The organism is Paraburkholderia sp. J10-1 (assembly GCF_905220165.1).
Classification (GTDB): domain Bacteria; phylum Pseudomonadota; class Gammaproteobacteria; order Burkholderiales; family Burkholderiaceae; genus Paraburkholderia.
In genome coordinates this window covers 1,293,258-1,308,596 of sequence record NZ_CAJMYW010000002.1, presented here as the reverse complement: position 1 = coordinate 1,308,596, position 15,339 = coordinate 1,293,258, and the positions used below count along the sequence as shown (strand labels likewise).

The following is a 15,339-nucleotide window of genomic DNA, read 5'->3' as shown; positions in this document are numbered from 1 at the left end:
ACCAGGCCGCCACCGCATCAAGCGCCCACACTTATCGGCTGTAAATTTTTAAAGAGCAATTCGTCTTAATCGCTTCGTTTTCGTTCGCAGCGATCAGCGAAGGAGGCGAATTATGCAGGCCCAAGAACCACTCGTCAAGAGAATCTGGAATATTTATTTCTGGGGCCGCTACACTGATTATTCGACGCGAAGTCAGCGAGTGGTTTCCCTCTACAGAAATAGCGTTGTCGATCTCGTCCCGGTGCAGCCCGCCTGCGCTGATTTTGCAACGCAAGCGCTGCTCGCCAGCTTCCTGCTGCAATCACGAAAAACCCGCGAGCGGAACCGCGAGATGCCGGCATCCGGACGTCGGGATACGAAAGCGCCCTTGTCGGCCGACGCTGCCACAGGTGATGGCGGCGGTCTGCCAAGGGGATCCGGGCCATGCCGGTGGATCGTACAAACCATGAAATGTATGATGCCGCTTAGCACGACAAGGCGACGTCACTACATTGACGCTCGGACAACGCGCTAGCCGAGCCAGACCGCGTACGCACTGGACCCTCCCCTCCGGCAGGCTTCGCGCCGCAGCCGCTGTGTCGTCCTGTATTACCGGTTTGAACGGGGCTTGTCCGCAGAAACGGCTTACCGGCACTGGAGGGATCCATGTTCGACAAGGCGCTACGTATCGAGGGCGGTCCGGACTGGCATCACTTCCACATTTACACCGACAGCACGCTTGTGGCGGTGCTGCTAATCGCAGCCTTGCTGCTCGCGATCCTGCTGGCGAGCGCGATCTGCTACTACGTCACGCGCTCGATCATGCTGATGATCGTTGGCCGCCTTGCGCGCGAGCCGCAGCGCAAGTGGCTGCGTGCCGCCGAATCCCACAAGGTATTCCATCGGCTCGCGCCGCTAGTGCCCGCCTTGATCCTCTATGTTTCCGCCCCGCTGATCTCGGGGCTCACGTTCCCGCTGGTTGCGGCGCTCGGCCATCCGCTGGCCGTGCTCGCGGCGTGCTTCATGGTGTATACGCTCCTGCGCGCCGCGCTCGCGTTCCTCGAAAGCGTGGGTGAGCGCTACAGTCACTTCCCATCCGCAAGCGAGCGCCCGATCAAAAGCTTTTTGCAGACCGCAACCATCGCGCTCTACGTGATCGCGTTGATCGCGGGGATTTCGGTTTTGCTGGAACGCTCACCGGCCTACTTCCTCACCGGCCTCAGCGCAATGACGGCGCTTCTGATCATCATTTTCCGCGACTCGCTGCTCGGCTTCGTGGCCAGCATCCAGCTCACCGTCTACGACATGGTGCGGGTGGGAGACTGGATTGAAGTGCCCGGCTTCGTCGCCGATGGCACCGTGATCGACATTGCACTGAACACGATCAAAGTCCAGAACTTCGACAATTCGATCGTCATGCTGCCAAGCTACGTCCTTCTCACGAACAGCGTGAAGAACTGGCGTGGGATGACCGAGTCCGGCGCTCGGCGCGTCAGGCATGCGATACATTTCGATGCCGACACCGTCTGCTTTCCAGGCGAGGCACTGCTCGCCCGGCTAGGCAACGCCCCCGAAGGGCCACTTGTGCGAGTGGCGCCCGGCCACACCCAGCGCCGCACGAACCTCGGCCTGTACCGCCTCTATCTGGACGCGTATTTTCGCGATCATCCGTCGGTCCACAAGGACATGCCGATCGTTATCCGGCAGGTGCAGTCGAGCCAGCCCGTCATCGCACTTGAAATATTTCTCTATGTCGACGAAACGCGCTGGGAACCGTACGAAAACCTGCAGTCGGACATGCTCGATCATGCCTACGGGGTCGTGTCGCAGTTCGGCTTGCGCTGCTGGCAGGAGCAGCGCGCGTCACCGCGGCAGCTGTAATCTGCCCGACGCGACCTGCCGCCCCTGACCGTGCATTGGAATCCGGCGACACCGGTCATCGGCTGTCTTGATGCCGACCACGACGCCGATTCCCTCGAAGCAATCCTAGTCGTAACTGTAAACGCCGCGCCCAGTCTTGCGGCCCAGACGTCCGGCGGACACCAGTTCGCGAAGCAGCGGGCACGCGCGGTATTTCGAATCGCCGAAGTCCTTGTAAAACACGTCCAAGACCGAAAGGACCACGTCGAGCCCGACGAGGTCGGCCAGCGCCAGCGGGCCAATTGGCTGATTCGCGCCAAGACGCATGCCGGTGTCGATATCCTCGGCTGGCGCGACACCTTCGGCCAACAGGAAGAAAGCCTCGTTGATCATCGGCACGAGAATGCGATTGACCACGAAACCCGGCGAATTGCGCACACTGATTGGCGACTTGCCGAGCCGCAATGTCAGTTCGCGAACCGCCTCCGCGGCGGCGCTGCCGGTTTCGAGGCCCTCGATGATTTCAACAAGCGGCATCAGCGGCACTGGATTGAAGAAGTGCATGCCGACGAGGCGCGACGGGTCGGCGAGCGCCGCGCCAAGCGTGGTGATCGAGATTGACGACGTATTGGAAGCGAGAAAGGCGCCGGGGCGCGCAACCGCTTCGATCTGCTTCAAGATGCGCAACTTCAGATCGAGGCTTTCGGTGGCCGCTTCGATAATGAGCCCGGCAGCACCGAGCCGCTGATAGTCCGTAGACGTCTCGATGCGCGCAAGCGCGGCGTTGCCCGCCGCTGCGTCCAGCTTGTCTTTCGCTACGAGCCGATCGAGGCTTCCCCTCACCGCGGTGAGGCCTCTGTCGAGCGCCGCGTCGCTAACGTCGACCACGATCACGCGCAGGCCAGCGAGTGCGGCGACCTGCGCGATGCCGGAGCCCATCGTCCCGGCGCCGACGATTCCCAATGTTTCGATTTGCATTGCGTTTTTTTCGCGCGACCGAAGTCGCTTTCAACGATTACTGCAAGTTTTCGAAAATGGCGGCGATACCCTGCCCGCCTCCAATACACATCGTGACGAGCGCATAGCGGCCACCAATGCGCTTGAGTTCGTGCAGCGCCTTCACGGCAATCAGTGCGCCCGTCGCGCCAATGGGATGGCCGAGTGAAATACCCGAACCATTCGGGTTGACCTTTTCAGGATCGAGGCCCAGTTCCTGCGTGACCGCGCACGCCTGAGCGGCGAAGGCCTCGTTCGACTCGATCACGTCCAGGTCCGCGACGGTCAATCCCGCGCGCTGCAACGCAAGACGCGTAGCCGGCACCGGGCCAATGCCCATGTAGAGCGGATCGACGCCTGCGTGCGCGTACGCGACGAGTTTCGCCATCGGCGCGAGGCCGCGCGCCTCGGCCGCTGCGCGCGACATCAGCAGGACGGCTGCGGCCGCGTCGTTGATGCCCGAAGCGTTGCCCGCCGTGACCGTACCGTTCTCTTTCGCAAATACGGGCTTGAGTTTCGCGAAGTCGTCGATCGTTGCATCGTGGCGCAAGTGTTCGTCGGTATCGAAAACGCTCTCGCGCCCCCTCACCGTGCGCTTGACCGGCACGATCTGGCTGGCGAACCGGCCTTCGGCGATAGCGCGCGCAGCACGGCGATGCGACTCGAGCGCGAGGTTGTCCTGGTGTTCACGCGTAATGCCATAACGGCCCGCGACATTTTCGGCGGTGACACCCATCGGCACCGTGTGGAACGGGTCGTTGAGCGCACCCAGCATCATGTCGATGAGCCGTGCATCGCCCATCCGTGCGCCGAAGCGCGCCTCGGTCGTGATGTAGGGCGCGCGGCTCATGTTCTCGGCGCCGGCGCCGATCGCTACCTCAGCGTCGCCTAGCAAAATGGTTTGCGCCGCGGAAACGATCGCCTGCAAACCCGACCCGCACAGCCGGTTGACGTTGAACGCAGGCGTCGATTCAGGAATGCCGGCGTTGATCGCGGCGACGCGAGACAGGTAGAAGTCCCGCGGCTCTGTGGCGATCACATTGCCGAACACCACGTGCCCCACGTCCTTTGCTTCGACGTGGCTGCGCGCGAGCAGTTCACGCACGACGATTGCACCGAGTTCGGTTGGCGGCACATCTTTCAGGCTGCCGCCGAATTTTCCGATCGCGGTCCGCACACCGCCCACCACCACGACTTCCCTGCTCATATGGATTCCTTAGTGATCTGTTAGCTGCCCGTGAAGCGGCGGCGCAGCGCGTTGCTACGCCTCGCCCCGACCTGTTTTTCAGGTATTCAAGGCACGGCACGCGAATCGTAGCGCCAACAGAAGCTGGACAGACTGATGAAACCGGCCGACATACTGACAAAACTGGCCATGTCATACCGTCAACGGCAGCCACGCGATGGACCTCGGGCGCGCCTGTCTGTTAGAGCACTCGTGGAGCGCGTGATTTCGTCAAGGCCGATCCGGCACCGGTTAAGGTTTCGTTAAGCGGCCCGTGCGTAGAATCGATTTCGCCAACCGGAACCGCTCTCCAGCGGTGAGACAAGAACGCACGTGTAAGCAAAGGGCTCTTATGGATGCAGTCGAAACATTGAACCGAACCCTCTTTCTCATACTCAATGCCACACCCGCGACGCCGCACTGGCTTGTCGTTTCGGGCATCCTGATTGCCGACTATGCGATCCTGCTTGTCCCCGCCATGCTCGTGGCACTATGGCTGACAGGCGCAGACGAGCGTCGCGCGTTGGCCGTGCGCGCTTGCCTAGCAGGCTTGCTTGCCCTCGGCGTCAACCAGTTGATCGGTCTGACGTGGTACCATCCGCGCCCTTTCGCAAGCGCAACGGGTCATACGTTCCTCGCCCATGTGCCAGATTCTTCGTTTCCTAGCGATCATGTGACGTTGCTGTCCGCCGTTGCGTTCACGTTCCTGTATGGCGGAAAGCGAGGAATCGGCTTGCTTGCCGTGTTCGTCGATATCGCCGTTGCCTGGGCTCGCATATTCGTCGGGGTGCACTGGCCGCTCGACATGATCGGTGCGGCGATCGTTGCGTGGTCGACCTACGTGGTTAGCAGCCCCCTCTGGCGACTCGGGGGCATGGCACTGACCCGCGCGCTGATCGCGCTCTACAGGAAGGTTCTCGCCGTGCCGATTGAGCTGCGGTGGTTACGGCCGTAGCGAGACGCACTGGCCGCGAGCGCGGCCATCGACGTGCCCGTTCGAATTCTCACAGGAAGGTTAGCTTGCCGTTCTTGATGTCATACATCGAGCCCGCCATCTTTACGCTCCCTTTGTTTTCCAGATCAGACAGAATCTGGCTTCCGCTGCGGATTGCGGCTATCGCACCCTGAACATTCGATCGCGCTACGGCATCGACAAACGCTTCGTTTTTACTGGTTCGTTCTCCAGAATATTGCGTTGCCGTGATCGCCGGCTGAATCTTCTGGAGCAAACCCGTCAAATTTCCTAGCTGAACGTTATCGATTGCCCCCTTTATCGCTCCGCATGCGGTGTGCCCCATCACCAGAATCACCTTTGCGCCAGCGACGGCACAAGCGAACTCCATACTCCCGAGTATGTCCTGGTTTGCGATGTTTCCCGCGATCCTGGCATTGAAGGTGTCGCCGATTCCCATATCCAGAATGATCTCGGCTGGCGCGCGCGAGTCGATGCAACTGAGGACGATCGCAGCAGGATACTGCCCGGCCGCGCTCGCTCGTTTCTGCGCGAGAAAATCCTGTTTTTTCATCTTGCCGGTGCGAAACCGCTCGTTGCCGGCCTTCATCATTTCGATGATTTGATCTGGAGTCAGCGCGTTGCGCTGCGATTCGGACAGCGCCGCCGCCTGCACATCGCCCGCGGCGAACTGGGCACCTGCAACGAGCGTAGCCACACTGATGCCGGCCTTGATCCACTTGCGTCTGCCGCCATCCTCCGGGTCGTCCGGGACATCAATCGCCGTGTTTGCAGACATTGGAAATCTCCTTCATTTGCGGGGCTCGAGCCGTGGCTCGGGGAGAAGTCTGGGCCGATGTTCGCTAACAGCCTGAAATCAGCACGTAGGCAATGTGAAGACGGCTGGTCAGCAGTATAGGCGGCACGTGAAATCGTGATAGTTGGCTGCGCCTGCGCCGGGAGGATTGAGCTTCCTTCCAGCGCCCGATTTCAGCGGCCGCGAAACGCCCCCCGTAATCGACGTCGGCCCGGAACGCCCCCCGTTTTTCGTGAAAAATTGCCGTGGTTTGCAGCTATAAAGATAATCCTTCTTATCATAAGGTGCTAATTTTTACGCTAAACTACGAGACATGAAAACGCGCCACACGCCCTTGCCAGCCCCCGCACCCAGCGCACCGCCCGGGTTCCCCGACGCCGACGAACTCGCCATGCTGCGCGCGTGGTACGCGGGCCTCGCCGTGCGCCCGGCCGTAGAGCGCTATTTGCCCTCGGCACTCGGCGACGGAAAATCGGCACGTGGCGTGCTCGGGCGCATCCGGCGCAGGCTGGTCGCCATCGCGCGCGCAGCGCATCGCGACGATCTGGTGGCGCTGTTCGAGCATCCGGTTGAAGAGCGCGAGCGCCACGCCAAGGCTGTCGCGCAGGCAATCGACAGCCTGCGCACCGCCCGCCCCCCCGAACCCCAGATCGCCGACGACATCGCACAGTGGTTCGCCCCGCGCGCCGTGCGGGTGCTGTACGCGCACGGCATTACCACGCTCGCCGACCTTACCGTGCGCATTCCGCGCCGCCGCCAGTGGTGGAAGGCAGTGGCAGGACTCGGCATGGCGAGCGCCCGCGCAATCGAAGCGTTCTTTGCGGCGTGGCCCTCACTCACGGAAAAGGCGCGCGCGCTCATCGTGGCGAGCCAGCGCGGCGACATCGCGCCATGGGAAGCCCTGAAGCTGCCGCACGAAGTCGATGGCTCCGAAGGCGCGTTCCGTGCGCCGCGCGCGACCTGCACGCTGGACGCCTCGAACGACTATGAAGCCGTGCAGACCTGGCTTGCGTTGCATGAATCGCCCGCCACGCAGCGCACCTACAAGAAGGAAGCCGAACGCCTGATCCTCTGGGCGATCGTCGAGCGCGGCCGCGCGCTCTCTTCGCTCACGACCGAAGACGCCATCGCCTACCGCGCGTTCCTGCGTCATCCCTCGCCGCGCGGCCGCTGGGTCGGCCCCGTGCGTGCGCGCACCTCGCCAGACTGGCGGCCGTTCAACGGCAGCCTCTCGGCGCGCTCGGTCGCGCATGCGCTGTCGATCCTTGGCGCGCTGTTTCGCTGGCTCATCGAGCAGCGCTACGTGCTCGCCAATCCGTTTTCCGGCGTGAAAGTGCGCGGCGCGAGCGGCGCGCAGGTTCTCGACACCTCACACGCATTCAGCGAAGGGGAATGGGCGCTCACGCGCACGATCGCGGACGGCCTGGAGTGGTCATACGGCTGGTCGGCGCCGGCGGCGCAGCGGCTGCGCTTCCTGCTGGATTTCGGTTATGCGACCGGCCTGCGCGCGAGCGAGCTGGTTGGGGCCACGCTCGGGCACGTCGAGACGGATGCGCGCGGCGATCACTGGCTGCGCGTCACGGGCAAGGGGAAAAAGCTCGCGCGCGTCGCCTTGCCGCCGCTCGCCTGGGATGCGCTCGCGCGCTATCTGGCCGAACGTGACCTGCCGGTCGTGCCCCAGCGCTGGAATCCGGCCACGCCAGTCATCGGCAGTCTCGAGGCCGACAGCGACGCCACGATCAGTAGCGCGCGCTTGTGGGGCGTGCTTCGGCGTTTCTTCGTGCTGGCCGCAAAAGCCATCGAGGCCGATCACGCGCCGCTCGCGGACAAACTGCGCCGCGCGAGTCCGCACTGGATGCGCCACACGCATGCGACGCACGCGCTCGGGCGCGGCGCGGAACTCACCACGGTGCGCGACAACCTGCGGCACGCTTCTGTCTCGACCACCTCGATCTATCTGCACAGCGACGAGGTCAAGCGTGCACGGCAAATCGCAGACGCATTCGCCAAGCCAAAATGAGCACGATCCACGCGAGCTTGCGTTTCAGCTGACCGACCCCATTGCCGACTGTTGATAGTTTTCAAGGCCGATCTTGTCGATCAACCCAAGCTGGATTTCGAGCCAGTCGATGTGGTCCTCCGTGTCGTCCAGGATCTCGACGAAAATCTCTCTCGACACGAAATCCCGCACAGATTCGCAGTACGCAACGGCTTCCTTGCACTGTGCCTGCGCGGTGCGTTCGAGCTTGAGGTCGCACTCGAGCACCTCGCGTACGTCCTCGCCAATCAAAAGTTTGCTAAGGTCCTGCAGATTGGGCAGGCCGTCGAGCATGAGAATGCGCTCGATCAGTTTGTCGGCATGCTTCATTTCCTCGATCGACTCGTCGTATTCGTGTTTGCCGAGTCCTGCGAGGCCCCAGTGGCCGTACAGCCGCGCGTGCAGAAAATACTGATTAATCGCCGTCAGCTCGTTCTTGAGTTCCGCATTGAGATATTCGATAACTTTTGGATCTGCTTGCATGACTCCCTCCTGGGTGCTGCGCCGTTCCCGCGTCGAGACAATTAGAACGAGCATAGACATTCGGCGCGCGCGACGCACGAACGAGAGTGTCAATGAGAAGGATTCCGCGTTTTATCGGCCCTATTTAAGCAGAGGAATGACGTTTTGAACCGCTTCCTCAATCGGAGATCATGTTTGCGAACAACGGGATCAGCGCGGGACTTTCTCGACGCGGCCTGGTCGCTGTCGGCACGATCGGCGGCGGCATCGAATACTATTCGTATTCCTTATAAATAAATTACCATGAAAACAAGGATGTCGACGTCACAGCCGGCCCGTGCGGGAACCGCGTTTGAAGTCCTGCGAGTCTTTCTGATACTCGGCCTGACGTCCTTTGGCGGCCCCATCGCCCATATCGGCTATTTTCGTCGTGAGTTCGTCGAGCGGCGGCGTTGGCTCGACGACGAAACCTTCACGGATCTGGTCGGCCTCTGCCAATTTCTCCCGGGTCCGGCCAGCAGCCAGACCGGATTCTCAATCGGTCTGCTGCGCGCCGGCTGGCTCGGCGGCCTCGCAGCCTGGTGCGGATTCACGTTGCCATCCGCCGCGCTGCTGATCGCCTTTGCCGTCGTGGCGCCCGAACTCGGTGGCCCTGCGGGAAGCGGGCTCATTCATGGCCTGAAACTCGTTGCCGTTGCCGTCGTCGCGCAAGCCGTCTGGGACATGGCGCGGCGCTTATGCCCCGACTACCGCCGCGCCGGCATTGCACTCGTTGCGCTCGTGCTTCTCGCTGTGATGACGACGGCCTATGCGCAGTTGATCGTTATCGTGCTTGGCGCGGTGCTCGGTATCGTGCTGTGCCGGTCCACGCCCTCGGGAACCGTCGTCGGCACGCGTGGGCATACGCAGGAATTTCATGTTTCGCGTACCACAGGTCTGTTCGCGCTTGCCCTCTTTTGCGCGCTGCTTTTCGGGCTTCCGGCGCTTGCCGCATTCGACACGACTCACACCATCCGCGTGTTCGACGCCTTCTACCGCTCGGGCGCTCTCGTCTTCGGCGGCGGTCACGTCGTACTGCCGCTGCTGCAGCGTGAGACCGTAGCGACCGGCTGGGTATCGCCTACCGATTTTCTTGCTGGCTACGGCGCTGCGCAAGCTGTGCCTGGTCCGCTTTTCACGTTTGCCGCTTTCCTTGGATGGATCATGAGCGGCCCATCCACTCACGCGCTGGGTGCGACGGTGGCCCTGGCAGGCATCTTTCTGCCAGGCCTGCTTCTCGTGCTCGCTGCGCTGCCATACTGGCTAGCGCTGCGCGCCCACCCGTCGATGGCGGCCATGCTTGCGGGCGTCAACGCAGCCGTGGTCGGCCTGCTTGCCATGGCGCTCTACTCGCCCGTCTGGACGAGCGCCGTCCAGACGCGAATCGACTTTGCGATCGCGGCCATCGGCTTCTTGTTGCTCACACGCTGGAAAGTGCCGCCACTCGCTGTCGTGGTGCTTTCAGCAGTGGCTGGCGTCGCTGAAATGCTGTTGCGGTAAGCGGCAAACCTCAACCTCGCCAGGCTTGAAGAAACCTGAGCCACGCGGTCGCGCCAGGATCGGCGTGACCGATACTGCGTTCCTGCACCCACGCCGCGCGCCCCTTCTTCGACTGCAACGCGGCAGTCGCACGAACCTGTCGATCAGCCGTGTCGATCATCGCGTCGAGGAGCGCGCGCTCGTCAACACTGCCTGATTCAAACGCTTCAAGCGTATCGAGGCTCGGGACGAGTGCATCGAGCAGCGTCTTGTCACCGAGCTGCGACTTGCCCCGCTCGGCAATGCGCGCGGCCACCGCGCGCCCCATGGCGAGCGCTTCGGCCCTGCCCGCCTCCTGCCGGCCCGCCACGGTCTTCGCAGCCGCGAGCAGCCCGCCGCCCACGAGCGCGCCGAACGTCGACGGGTTCGCCGTAGAGAACGCCTTGCCCACGGCGATCAGCACGTCGCCCAGCGCGGCGTCGGGGGGCAGCTTCGCGATGGCATCGGCCGCCGCGAGCGAGCCCGCCTTCACGGTCACGCCCAGGTCGCCGTCACCGAGTGCGGCGTCGAGTTCGCGCAATTCGTCCGCGCTCGCAGGCATGGCGTTCAATGCGCCAATGAGCCGCGCCTTGATTTCGCTTACCGAAAGAGTCATCCCTGACCTCCCTCGTCAACGCGCCATCCTTCGCGCCAGAACGGCGAACACACCGGTGCGTCGAGCAGCGTGTCGAGTTCTTCGTCGAGTTGCATCACGGAGATCGAGGCGCCCGCCATTTCGAGGCTCGTGACGTACTCGCCCACGTAAGCGCGCGCCACGCGCAGCCCTGCTGCGGCAACGGCCTGTTCGGCGCGCCGATACAGCAGATACAGTTCTTCGAGCGGTGTCGCACCGAGTCCGTTGACGAGCAGCGCCACGCTCGCGCCCGCCTCGGCCCGCAGGTCGCCCAGGATCGCCCCCGCGAGCCGCTCGGCTATGGCATTTGCGCTCTCGAGCTTGCCGCGATGCGTACCCGGCTCACCATGAATGCCAATGCCGATCTCCATCTCGCCATCGGGCAGCGTGAAGGTGGGCTTGCCTGCCGCCGGCAGGATCGTTGGCGAGAGGCCCACGCCCATGGTGCGCGTCGCGCCGTTCGCCTTCGCGGCAATGCGCGCGACTTCGTCGAGCGTGTCGCCGCGTTCGGCCGCCGCGCCCGCGCACTTGAAGCCGAACACCATACCCGCCACACCGCGGCGATCCGAGGCCCGTTCGGGCGGCGCAGACGCCACATCGTCGGCCACGAGCACAGTGCGGGTCTCGATGCCGTCTGCGTCTGCAAGATCCGCGGCGAGATCGAAGTTGAAGACGTCGCCACCGTAGTTGCCGTACAGATAGAGCACGCCCGCGCCGCCGTGAACAGCCTTGGTGGCTTCGTAGATCTGCTCCGACGATGGCGAGGAAAACACGTTGCCCACGGCCACGCCGCTTGCGAGCCCCTTGCCTACGTAGCCCAGAAAGGCCGGCAGGTGCCCGGACCCGCCGCCCGTCACAATCCCGACCTTGCCGGCGTTCGGCGCATCGGCGCGCACGAGCGCGCGCCGGTCTGCGGTGACCGGCTTGAGCCAGCCCGGATGGGCGAGCAGCAAGGCGTCGATCATCTCGTCGACAAAATGATCAGGATGATTAATGATTTTTTTCACGTGTCGCGTCTCCTGTATGGATGGCCTTCGCACCACCGCTAACGTTGACTTCTGCGTTCAAAGCTTGCGCCGTTGGCTCAGCGCGTCGAGCAAAACGGCTGCGAGAATCACGCCGCCCTGGATGAACTGCGTCCAGAACGGATTGACGCCAAGCAGCGAGAGCCCGACATTGATCACGCCGATCAGCACGACGCCGATGAAGGTGCCGACAATCGAGCCGCGGCCGCCCGCGAGCGAGGTGCCGCCAATCACCACGCCTGCGATCACCTGCAGCTCCAGCCCGTTGGCCGCCGACGGCAACGCCGAATTGAGGCGCCCCGCGAGCACGATGCCCGCAATCGCGGCGGTCACGCCCGCGAACATGTAGGTCAGAAAGATCACGCGGCTGACCGGAATACCCGCGAGCCGCGCCGCTTCCTTGTTGCCGCCCACAGCGAACACCTGGTGACCAAATTCGGTTTTTCGCAGCAATACGTGCCCAATGACGAATACGGCCAGCATCACGAGCATCGGCGCGGGCAAGCCTGCAAACGTCTTGGCGCCGAACGCGGTAAACACATTGGGGAAGTCGAATTTCGTGCGGCCGTCCGAAATGGCAAGCGTGAGGCCCCGCCCCATCGCCATCATCGCGAGCGTGACGATGAACGGCACGAGCCGTAGCCACGCAATGCCGAAGCCGTTGAGTGCGCCCACGGCCGCACCGGTTACGAGCGCGATGACGAGGCCCGCCACGCCAAGGCCAACGGCGTCGGGGCTCGCCCCGGCCATCACCGTCGCCGCCACCATGCCGCTCAGCGCGACGAGCGAGCCCACGGAAAGATCGATGCCCGACGTGATGATCACGAACGTGCCGCCCACCGCCGCGATGCCGACCACGGACACCTGCACCATGATGTTGGTGAGCGTGCTCGTGGTGAGAAACTCCGGCGAGGCCAGCGAGAGCGCAACGCAGATCAGTACGAGCGCCGCAATGAGCGGTCCGAGGCCGCTGCGCATCTGGCGCAGCACGCGCTGTTGCAGGGTGGGTGTTTCTTCACGCGGTCGAACCGTGGTGGACGTCATGCTGCAACTCCGGTGGTAGCCCATTGAATGATCGTCTCCGAGCTGGCGTGCTCGCGCGCGACCTCGCCGACGATGCTGCCGCGATACATCACGAGCACGCGGTCGGACATGCCGAGCAGTTCAGGCAGTTCGGAGCTGACGAGCACGACGGCTGCGCCCGCGCGCGCCATCGCGACGATATGCGCATAGATCTCGGTCTTCGCGCCGACGTCGATGCCGCGCGTGGGCTCGTCGAGCAGGATGACTGCCGGCGACGTGGCGCTCGCGCGCCCGAGAATCACTTTCTGCTGATTGCCGCCCGAAAGATTGCCCGTGAGCGACGTGACCGACGGCGCGCGCACCGCGAAGCGCTCGACCGCCTCGCGCGCGAGCCGGCGTTTTTTCGCGGCGCTAACAAAGCCGCCGCGCACCAGCGCGCGCAAGCTCGAAAGCGCGACGTTTTCCTCGATGCTCGCTTCGAGCACGAGTCCTTCGAGCTTGCGGTCCTCGGCGGTGTAGACAATGCCTGCGCGCATGCCTTGCGCGGGCGAGCGCAGCGCGATCCTGCGCCCGCGCAGCCGCAGTTCGCCACCGGTGAGCGGCAGCGCGCCGCATAACGTTTTCAGAAGCTCGGTGCGTCCCGCGCCCGCAATGCCGCCTATGCCCACGATCTCGCCCGCGCGAATGCTGAAACTCGCGTCGCGAAGAACAGGCGCGCTCGCCAAGTTGTGCGCTTCCAGGACCACGTCCCCATAGGGACGCGCCTCCCATGGATAGAACGAGTCGAGATTGCGCGCGACCATGGCCTGCACGAGCGCCGGTTCGTTCCAGTCAGCCATCGGCCGCGCGCCGACCGTTGCGCCGTCACGCATCACCACGGCCGAATCGGCGAGTTCGAACACATCTTCGAGATGGTGCGAAATGAAGATGATGCCCATGCCCGACGCGCGCAGGCGCCGCACCACGGCGTAGAGATGTTCGATATCGTGATGCTGGAGCGCGGCCGTGGGCTCGTCCATCACGAGAATGCGCGCCTCGCGCGCGAGCGCCTTCGCCACCTCCACGAGCTGACGCTTGTTGAGCGGCAGATCGCCCAGGCGCATGGTCGGCGGCACGCCTTCCAGCCCCACCTGGGCGAGCGCTTCGCGCGCCATGGCGTTCGCGCGGCGATGATCGACGAGGCCATGGCGCCGCGGCATGCGGCCAAGAAAGAGGTTTTCGGCCACCGTCATGTCGTTGACGAGCGAAAGCTCCTGATAGATCACGGCCACGCCGGCGTCGATCGCGGCCTGTGTGCCGCGCGCGAGACGCACGCCGTCGATCTCGATCGTGCCTTCGTCCGGCTCGTAAGCGCCGGAAAGCGTCTTGATGAGCGATGACTTGCCCGCGCCGTTCTCGCCGACGATCGCCATCACGTGCCCCGCATGCAGTTCGAGGCTCACGCCTCGCAGCGCCTTCACGCCGGGAAAACTCTTGACGATGCCGCTCATGCGCAAAAGCGGCGGCGCGCCTGTCCTGCCGTCCGCGCGAGTGTTCTCTTGCTGCGATACGTGCATTGCGTGCATTGCCGAACCTGATTCGCGTTTCATCCGTTCATCCCGGGCGCCGGCGCACGCAACGCATGCGGCCGGCGCTTAAGACCGCCCGTTACTGCTTGACTTCGAGCGCCCACAAGCCGTATTGCTTCACGCCATCCGAATCGATATTCGACTTGTCGATCAGATAGGTCGGCCACGCGTAGTTCGCGGGCACGTCCTTCTTCGTCTCGTAGTCGGTGATGAACGTCATCGCCTTGGCGGACATGCCGATCGGGTTCTGCGAAATCGTCGCGTCCTGCTTGCCCGCACGGATCGCCGAAAGCGCCTGCGCCGTGCCGTCCGCACCGATCACCATGATGTGGCCCGGGTCGCCGAGCGGCTTGTAGCGGCCCGCATTGTCGATGGCTTTTTCCGCGCCCACCGTGTTGTCGTCGTTCGCGCCGAATACCGCATCGATCTGCGGATATTTCTGCAGGATGCTCGTCATCGCGTTGAGCGACTTCTCCTGATCGAAGCCGCCTTCCTGGCGCGCGACGACCTTGATGTCGGGATACTTCGCGATCTCTTCCGAGAAGCCCTTTTCGCGATCCGTCGCCGCCGTCGTGCCGATGAGGCCGATCAGGTCCACCACATTGCCCTTGGGCGAGCCGTAGCGCTTGCTCAACTGGTCGGCGATCCACTTCGCGCCGGTGGAGCCAAGCGCTACGTTATCCGAAGCGACGAACGAGGTGACCTTCCCGCCGTCCGAGCCCCGGTCGAGCATGAAGACCGGCACGTTCATCGAATTGGCTTTCTCGACGGCCGGGATAATCGCCTTCGAATCGATCGGATTGAGCACGATCGCCTGCACGCCCTGGCTCAGCAGGTTGAGCGTGTCGTTGACCTGCTGCTGGGCGTCGCCGTTTGCGTTGGTCTGCACGAGATCGAAGCCCTGCTTTTCCGCGCCACGCTCCACGCCATTCTTCAGGCCTACGAAGAATGCGTTATTGAGCGTGGCGATCGAAAAGCCCACCTTGATCTTCGTGACCGGCGCCGCCGCGGCTTGCGCCGGTGCGCTCGCGGCAGCGGCGTCGCTTGCCGCCGCCGTGGTCGAAGGCGACTCGCTCTTCGAGCAGCCTGCCAGCATTGCGGCGGCGGCGAACATTGTCACGCCGGCCGTTGCGCCCATGCGCGCGCTGCGCGCCACCCATCTGTCGAACCCTGCTGAACTCCACGCCATCACCGTCTCCTGTT

Annotated in this window: 13 protein-coding genes; 4 read left to right on the top strand and 9 right to left on the bottom strand. The window is 63.6% G+C overall.

All coding sequences use genetic code 11. From position 1 onward, the window contains the following. The first annotated feature begins 645 nt into the window (after positions 1-645). Positions 646-1,860: a mechanosensitive ion channel family protein gene (locus U5A65_RS12620; RefSeq protein ID WP_321916453.1), complete on the top strand. Its 1,215-nt coding sequence runs from the start codon at positions 646-648 to the stop codon at positions 1,858-1,860. A gap of 105 nt (positions 1,861-1,965) precedes the next feature. Here U5A65_RS12620 and U5A65_RS12615 read toward each other — a convergent pair whose 3' ends face one another. Both U5A65_RS12615 and bktB read right to left on the bottom strand, forming a co-directional pair. Further along, on the bottom strand, positions 1,966-2,817 hold the full coding sequence (locus tag U5A65_RS12615) for a 3-hydroxybutyryl-CoA dehydrogenase (protein WP_321916451.1): 852 nt from the start codon (positions 2,815-2,817) through the stop codon (positions 1,966-1,968). A 37-nt stretch (positions 2,818-2,854) separates the two neighbouring features. Further along, positions 2,855-4,042: a beta-ketothiolase BktB gene (bktB, locus tag U5A65_RS12610; RefSeq protein WP_321946423.1), complete on the bottom strand. Its 1,188-nt coding sequence runs from the start codon at positions 4,040-4,042 to the stop codon at positions 2,855-2,857. A 370-nt stretch (positions 4,043-4,412) separates the two neighbouring features. Here bktB and U5A65_RS12605 point away from each other — a divergent pair, with 370 nt between their 5' ends. Next, complete coding sequence (locus U5A65_RS12605) at positions 4,413-5,015, top strand: phosphatase PAP2 family protein (RefSeq protein ID WP_321946422.1); 603 nt, start codon at positions 4,413-4,415, stop codon at positions 5,013-5,015. A gap of 49 nt (positions 5,016-5,064) precedes the next feature. On the opposite strand, the gene U5A65_RS12600 is transcribed toward U5A65_RS12605, so the two are convergent. Continuing rightward, a complete protein-coding gene (locus U5A65_RS12600; protein WP_321916446.1) occupies positions 5,065-5,811 on the bottom strand; it encodes a carbonic anhydrase family protein in 747 nt (248 codons plus the stop codon). Between the two features lie 331 nt (positions 5,812-6,142). Here U5A65_RS12600 and U5A65_RS12595 point away from each other — a divergent pair, with 331 nt between their 5' ends. Next, a complete protein-coding gene (locus U5A65_RS12595) occupies positions 6,143-7,849 on the top strand; it encodes a site-specific integrase (RefSeq protein WP_321946421.1) in 1,707 nt (568 codons plus the stop codon). A 24-nt stretch (positions 7,850-7,873) separates the two neighbouring features. Here U5A65_RS12595 and bfr read toward each other — a convergent pair whose 3' ends face one another. Then, entirely contained in the window at positions 7,874-8,350 is a 477-nt protein-coding gene (gene bfr, locus U5A65_RS12590; protein WP_254336224.1) for a bacterioferritin, read from the bottom strand. A gap of 282 nt (positions 8,351-8,632) precedes the next feature. Between bfr and chrA the strand changes: the two genes are divergently transcribed. Beyond that, positions 8,633-9,868 carry a chromate efflux transporter gene (gene chrA / locus U5A65_RS12585; protein ID WP_321946420.1) on the top strand — a complete coding sequence of 412 codons (1,236 nt, stop codon included), beginning with the start codon at positions 8,633-8,635 and terminating at the stop codon, positions 9,866-9,868. A 10-nt stretch (positions 9,869-9,878) separates the two neighbouring features. On the opposite strand, the gene U5A65_RS12580 is transcribed toward chrA, so the two are convergent. The 5 genes from U5A65_RS12580 to U5A65_RS12560 form a co-directional block, all read right to left on the bottom strand. Next, positions 9,879-10,502 (bottom strand): DAK2 domain-containing protein, encoded by a 624-nt coding sequence (locus tag U5A65_RS12580; RefSeq protein WP_321933252.1) that lies wholly within the window; start codon positions 10,500-10,502, stop codon positions 9,879-9,881. Then, positions 10,499-11,527 (bottom strand): dihydroxyacetone kinase subunit DhaK, encoded by a 1,029-nt coding sequence (locus U5A65_RS12575; protein WP_321946419.1) that lies wholly within the window; start codon positions 11,525-11,527, stop codon positions 10,499-10,501. The genes U5A65_RS12580 and U5A65_RS12575 overlap by 4 nt, the downstream gene beginning before the upstream one ends. Positions 11,528-11,584: 57 nt before the next feature. Then, a complete protein-coding gene (locus tag U5A65_RS12570) occupies positions 11,585-12,589 on the bottom strand; it encodes an ABC transporter permease (protein ID WP_233271699.1) in 1,005 nt (334 codons plus the stop codon). After that, the gene (locus tag U5A65_RS12565) at positions 12,586-14,124 is read right to left on the bottom strand and encodes a sugar ABC transporter ATP-binding protein (RefSeq protein ID WP_321946458.1); all 1,539 of its coding nucleotides are present in this window, start codon (positions 14,122-14,124) and stop codon (positions 12,586-12,588) included. The genes U5A65_RS12570 and U5A65_RS12565 overlap by 4 nt, the downstream gene beginning before the upstream one ends. Before the next feature lie 91 nt (positions 14,125-14,215). Then, positions 14,216-15,325: a sugar ABC transporter substrate-binding protein gene (locus U5A65_RS12560; protein ID WP_321946418.1), complete on the bottom strand. Its 1,110-nt coding sequence runs from the start codon at positions 15,323-15,325 to the stop codon at positions 14,216-14,218. Positions 15,326-15,339: the final 14 nt, after the last annotated feature.

Excerpts from the sequence above, each read along its gene's own strand:
- U5A65_RS12570 (WP_233271699.1), bottom strand. The coding sequence starts at position 12,589 with ATGACGTCCACCACGGTTCGACCGCGTGAAGAAACACCCACCCTGCAA.
- U5A65_RS12600 (WP_321916446.1), bottom strand. The coding sequence starts at position 5,811 with ATGTCTGCAAACACGGCGATTGATGTCCCGGACGACCCGGAGGATGGC.
- bfr (WP_254336224.1), bottom strand. The coding sequence starts at position 8,350 with ATGCAAGCAGATCCAAAAGTTATCGAATATCTCAATGCGGAACTCAAG.
- U5A65_RS12605 (WP_321946422.1), top strand. The coding sequence starts at position 4,413 with ATGGATGCAGTCGAAACATTGAACCGAACCCTCTTTCTCATACTCAAT.
- U5A65_RS12620 (WP_321916453.1), top strand. The coding sequence starts at position 646 with ATGTTCGACAAGGCGCTACGTATCGAGGGCGGTCCGGACTGGCATCAC.
- U5A65_RS12595 (WP_321946421.1), top strand. The coding sequence starts at position 6,143 with ATGAAAACGCGCCACACGCCCTTGCCAGCCCCCGCACCCAGCGCACCG.
- U5A65_RS12615 (WP_321916451.1), bottom strand. The coding sequence starts at position 2,817 with ATGCAAATCGAAACATTGGGAATCGTCGGCGCCGGGACGATGGGCTCC.
- U5A65_RS12560 (WP_321946418.1), bottom strand. The coding sequence starts at position 15,325 with ATGGCGTGGAGTTCAGCAGGGTTCGACAGATGGGTGGCGCGCAGCGCG.
- U5A65_RS12580 (WP_321933252.1), bottom strand. The coding sequence starts at position 10,502 with ATGACTCTTTCGGTAAGCGAAATCAAGGCGCGGCTCATTGGCGCATTG.
- U5A65_RS12565 (WP_321946458.1), bottom strand. The coding sequence starts at position 14,124 with ATGCACGTATCGCAGCAAGAGAACACTCGCGCGGACGGCAGGACAGGC.
- chrA (WP_321946420.1), top strand. The coding sequence starts at position 8,633 with ATGAAAACAAGGATGTCGACGTCACAGCCGGCCCGTGCGGGAACCGCG.
- bktB (WP_321946423.1), bottom strand. The coding sequence starts at position 4,042 with ATGAGCAGGGAAGTCGTGGTGGTGGGCGGTGTGCGGACCGCGATCGGA.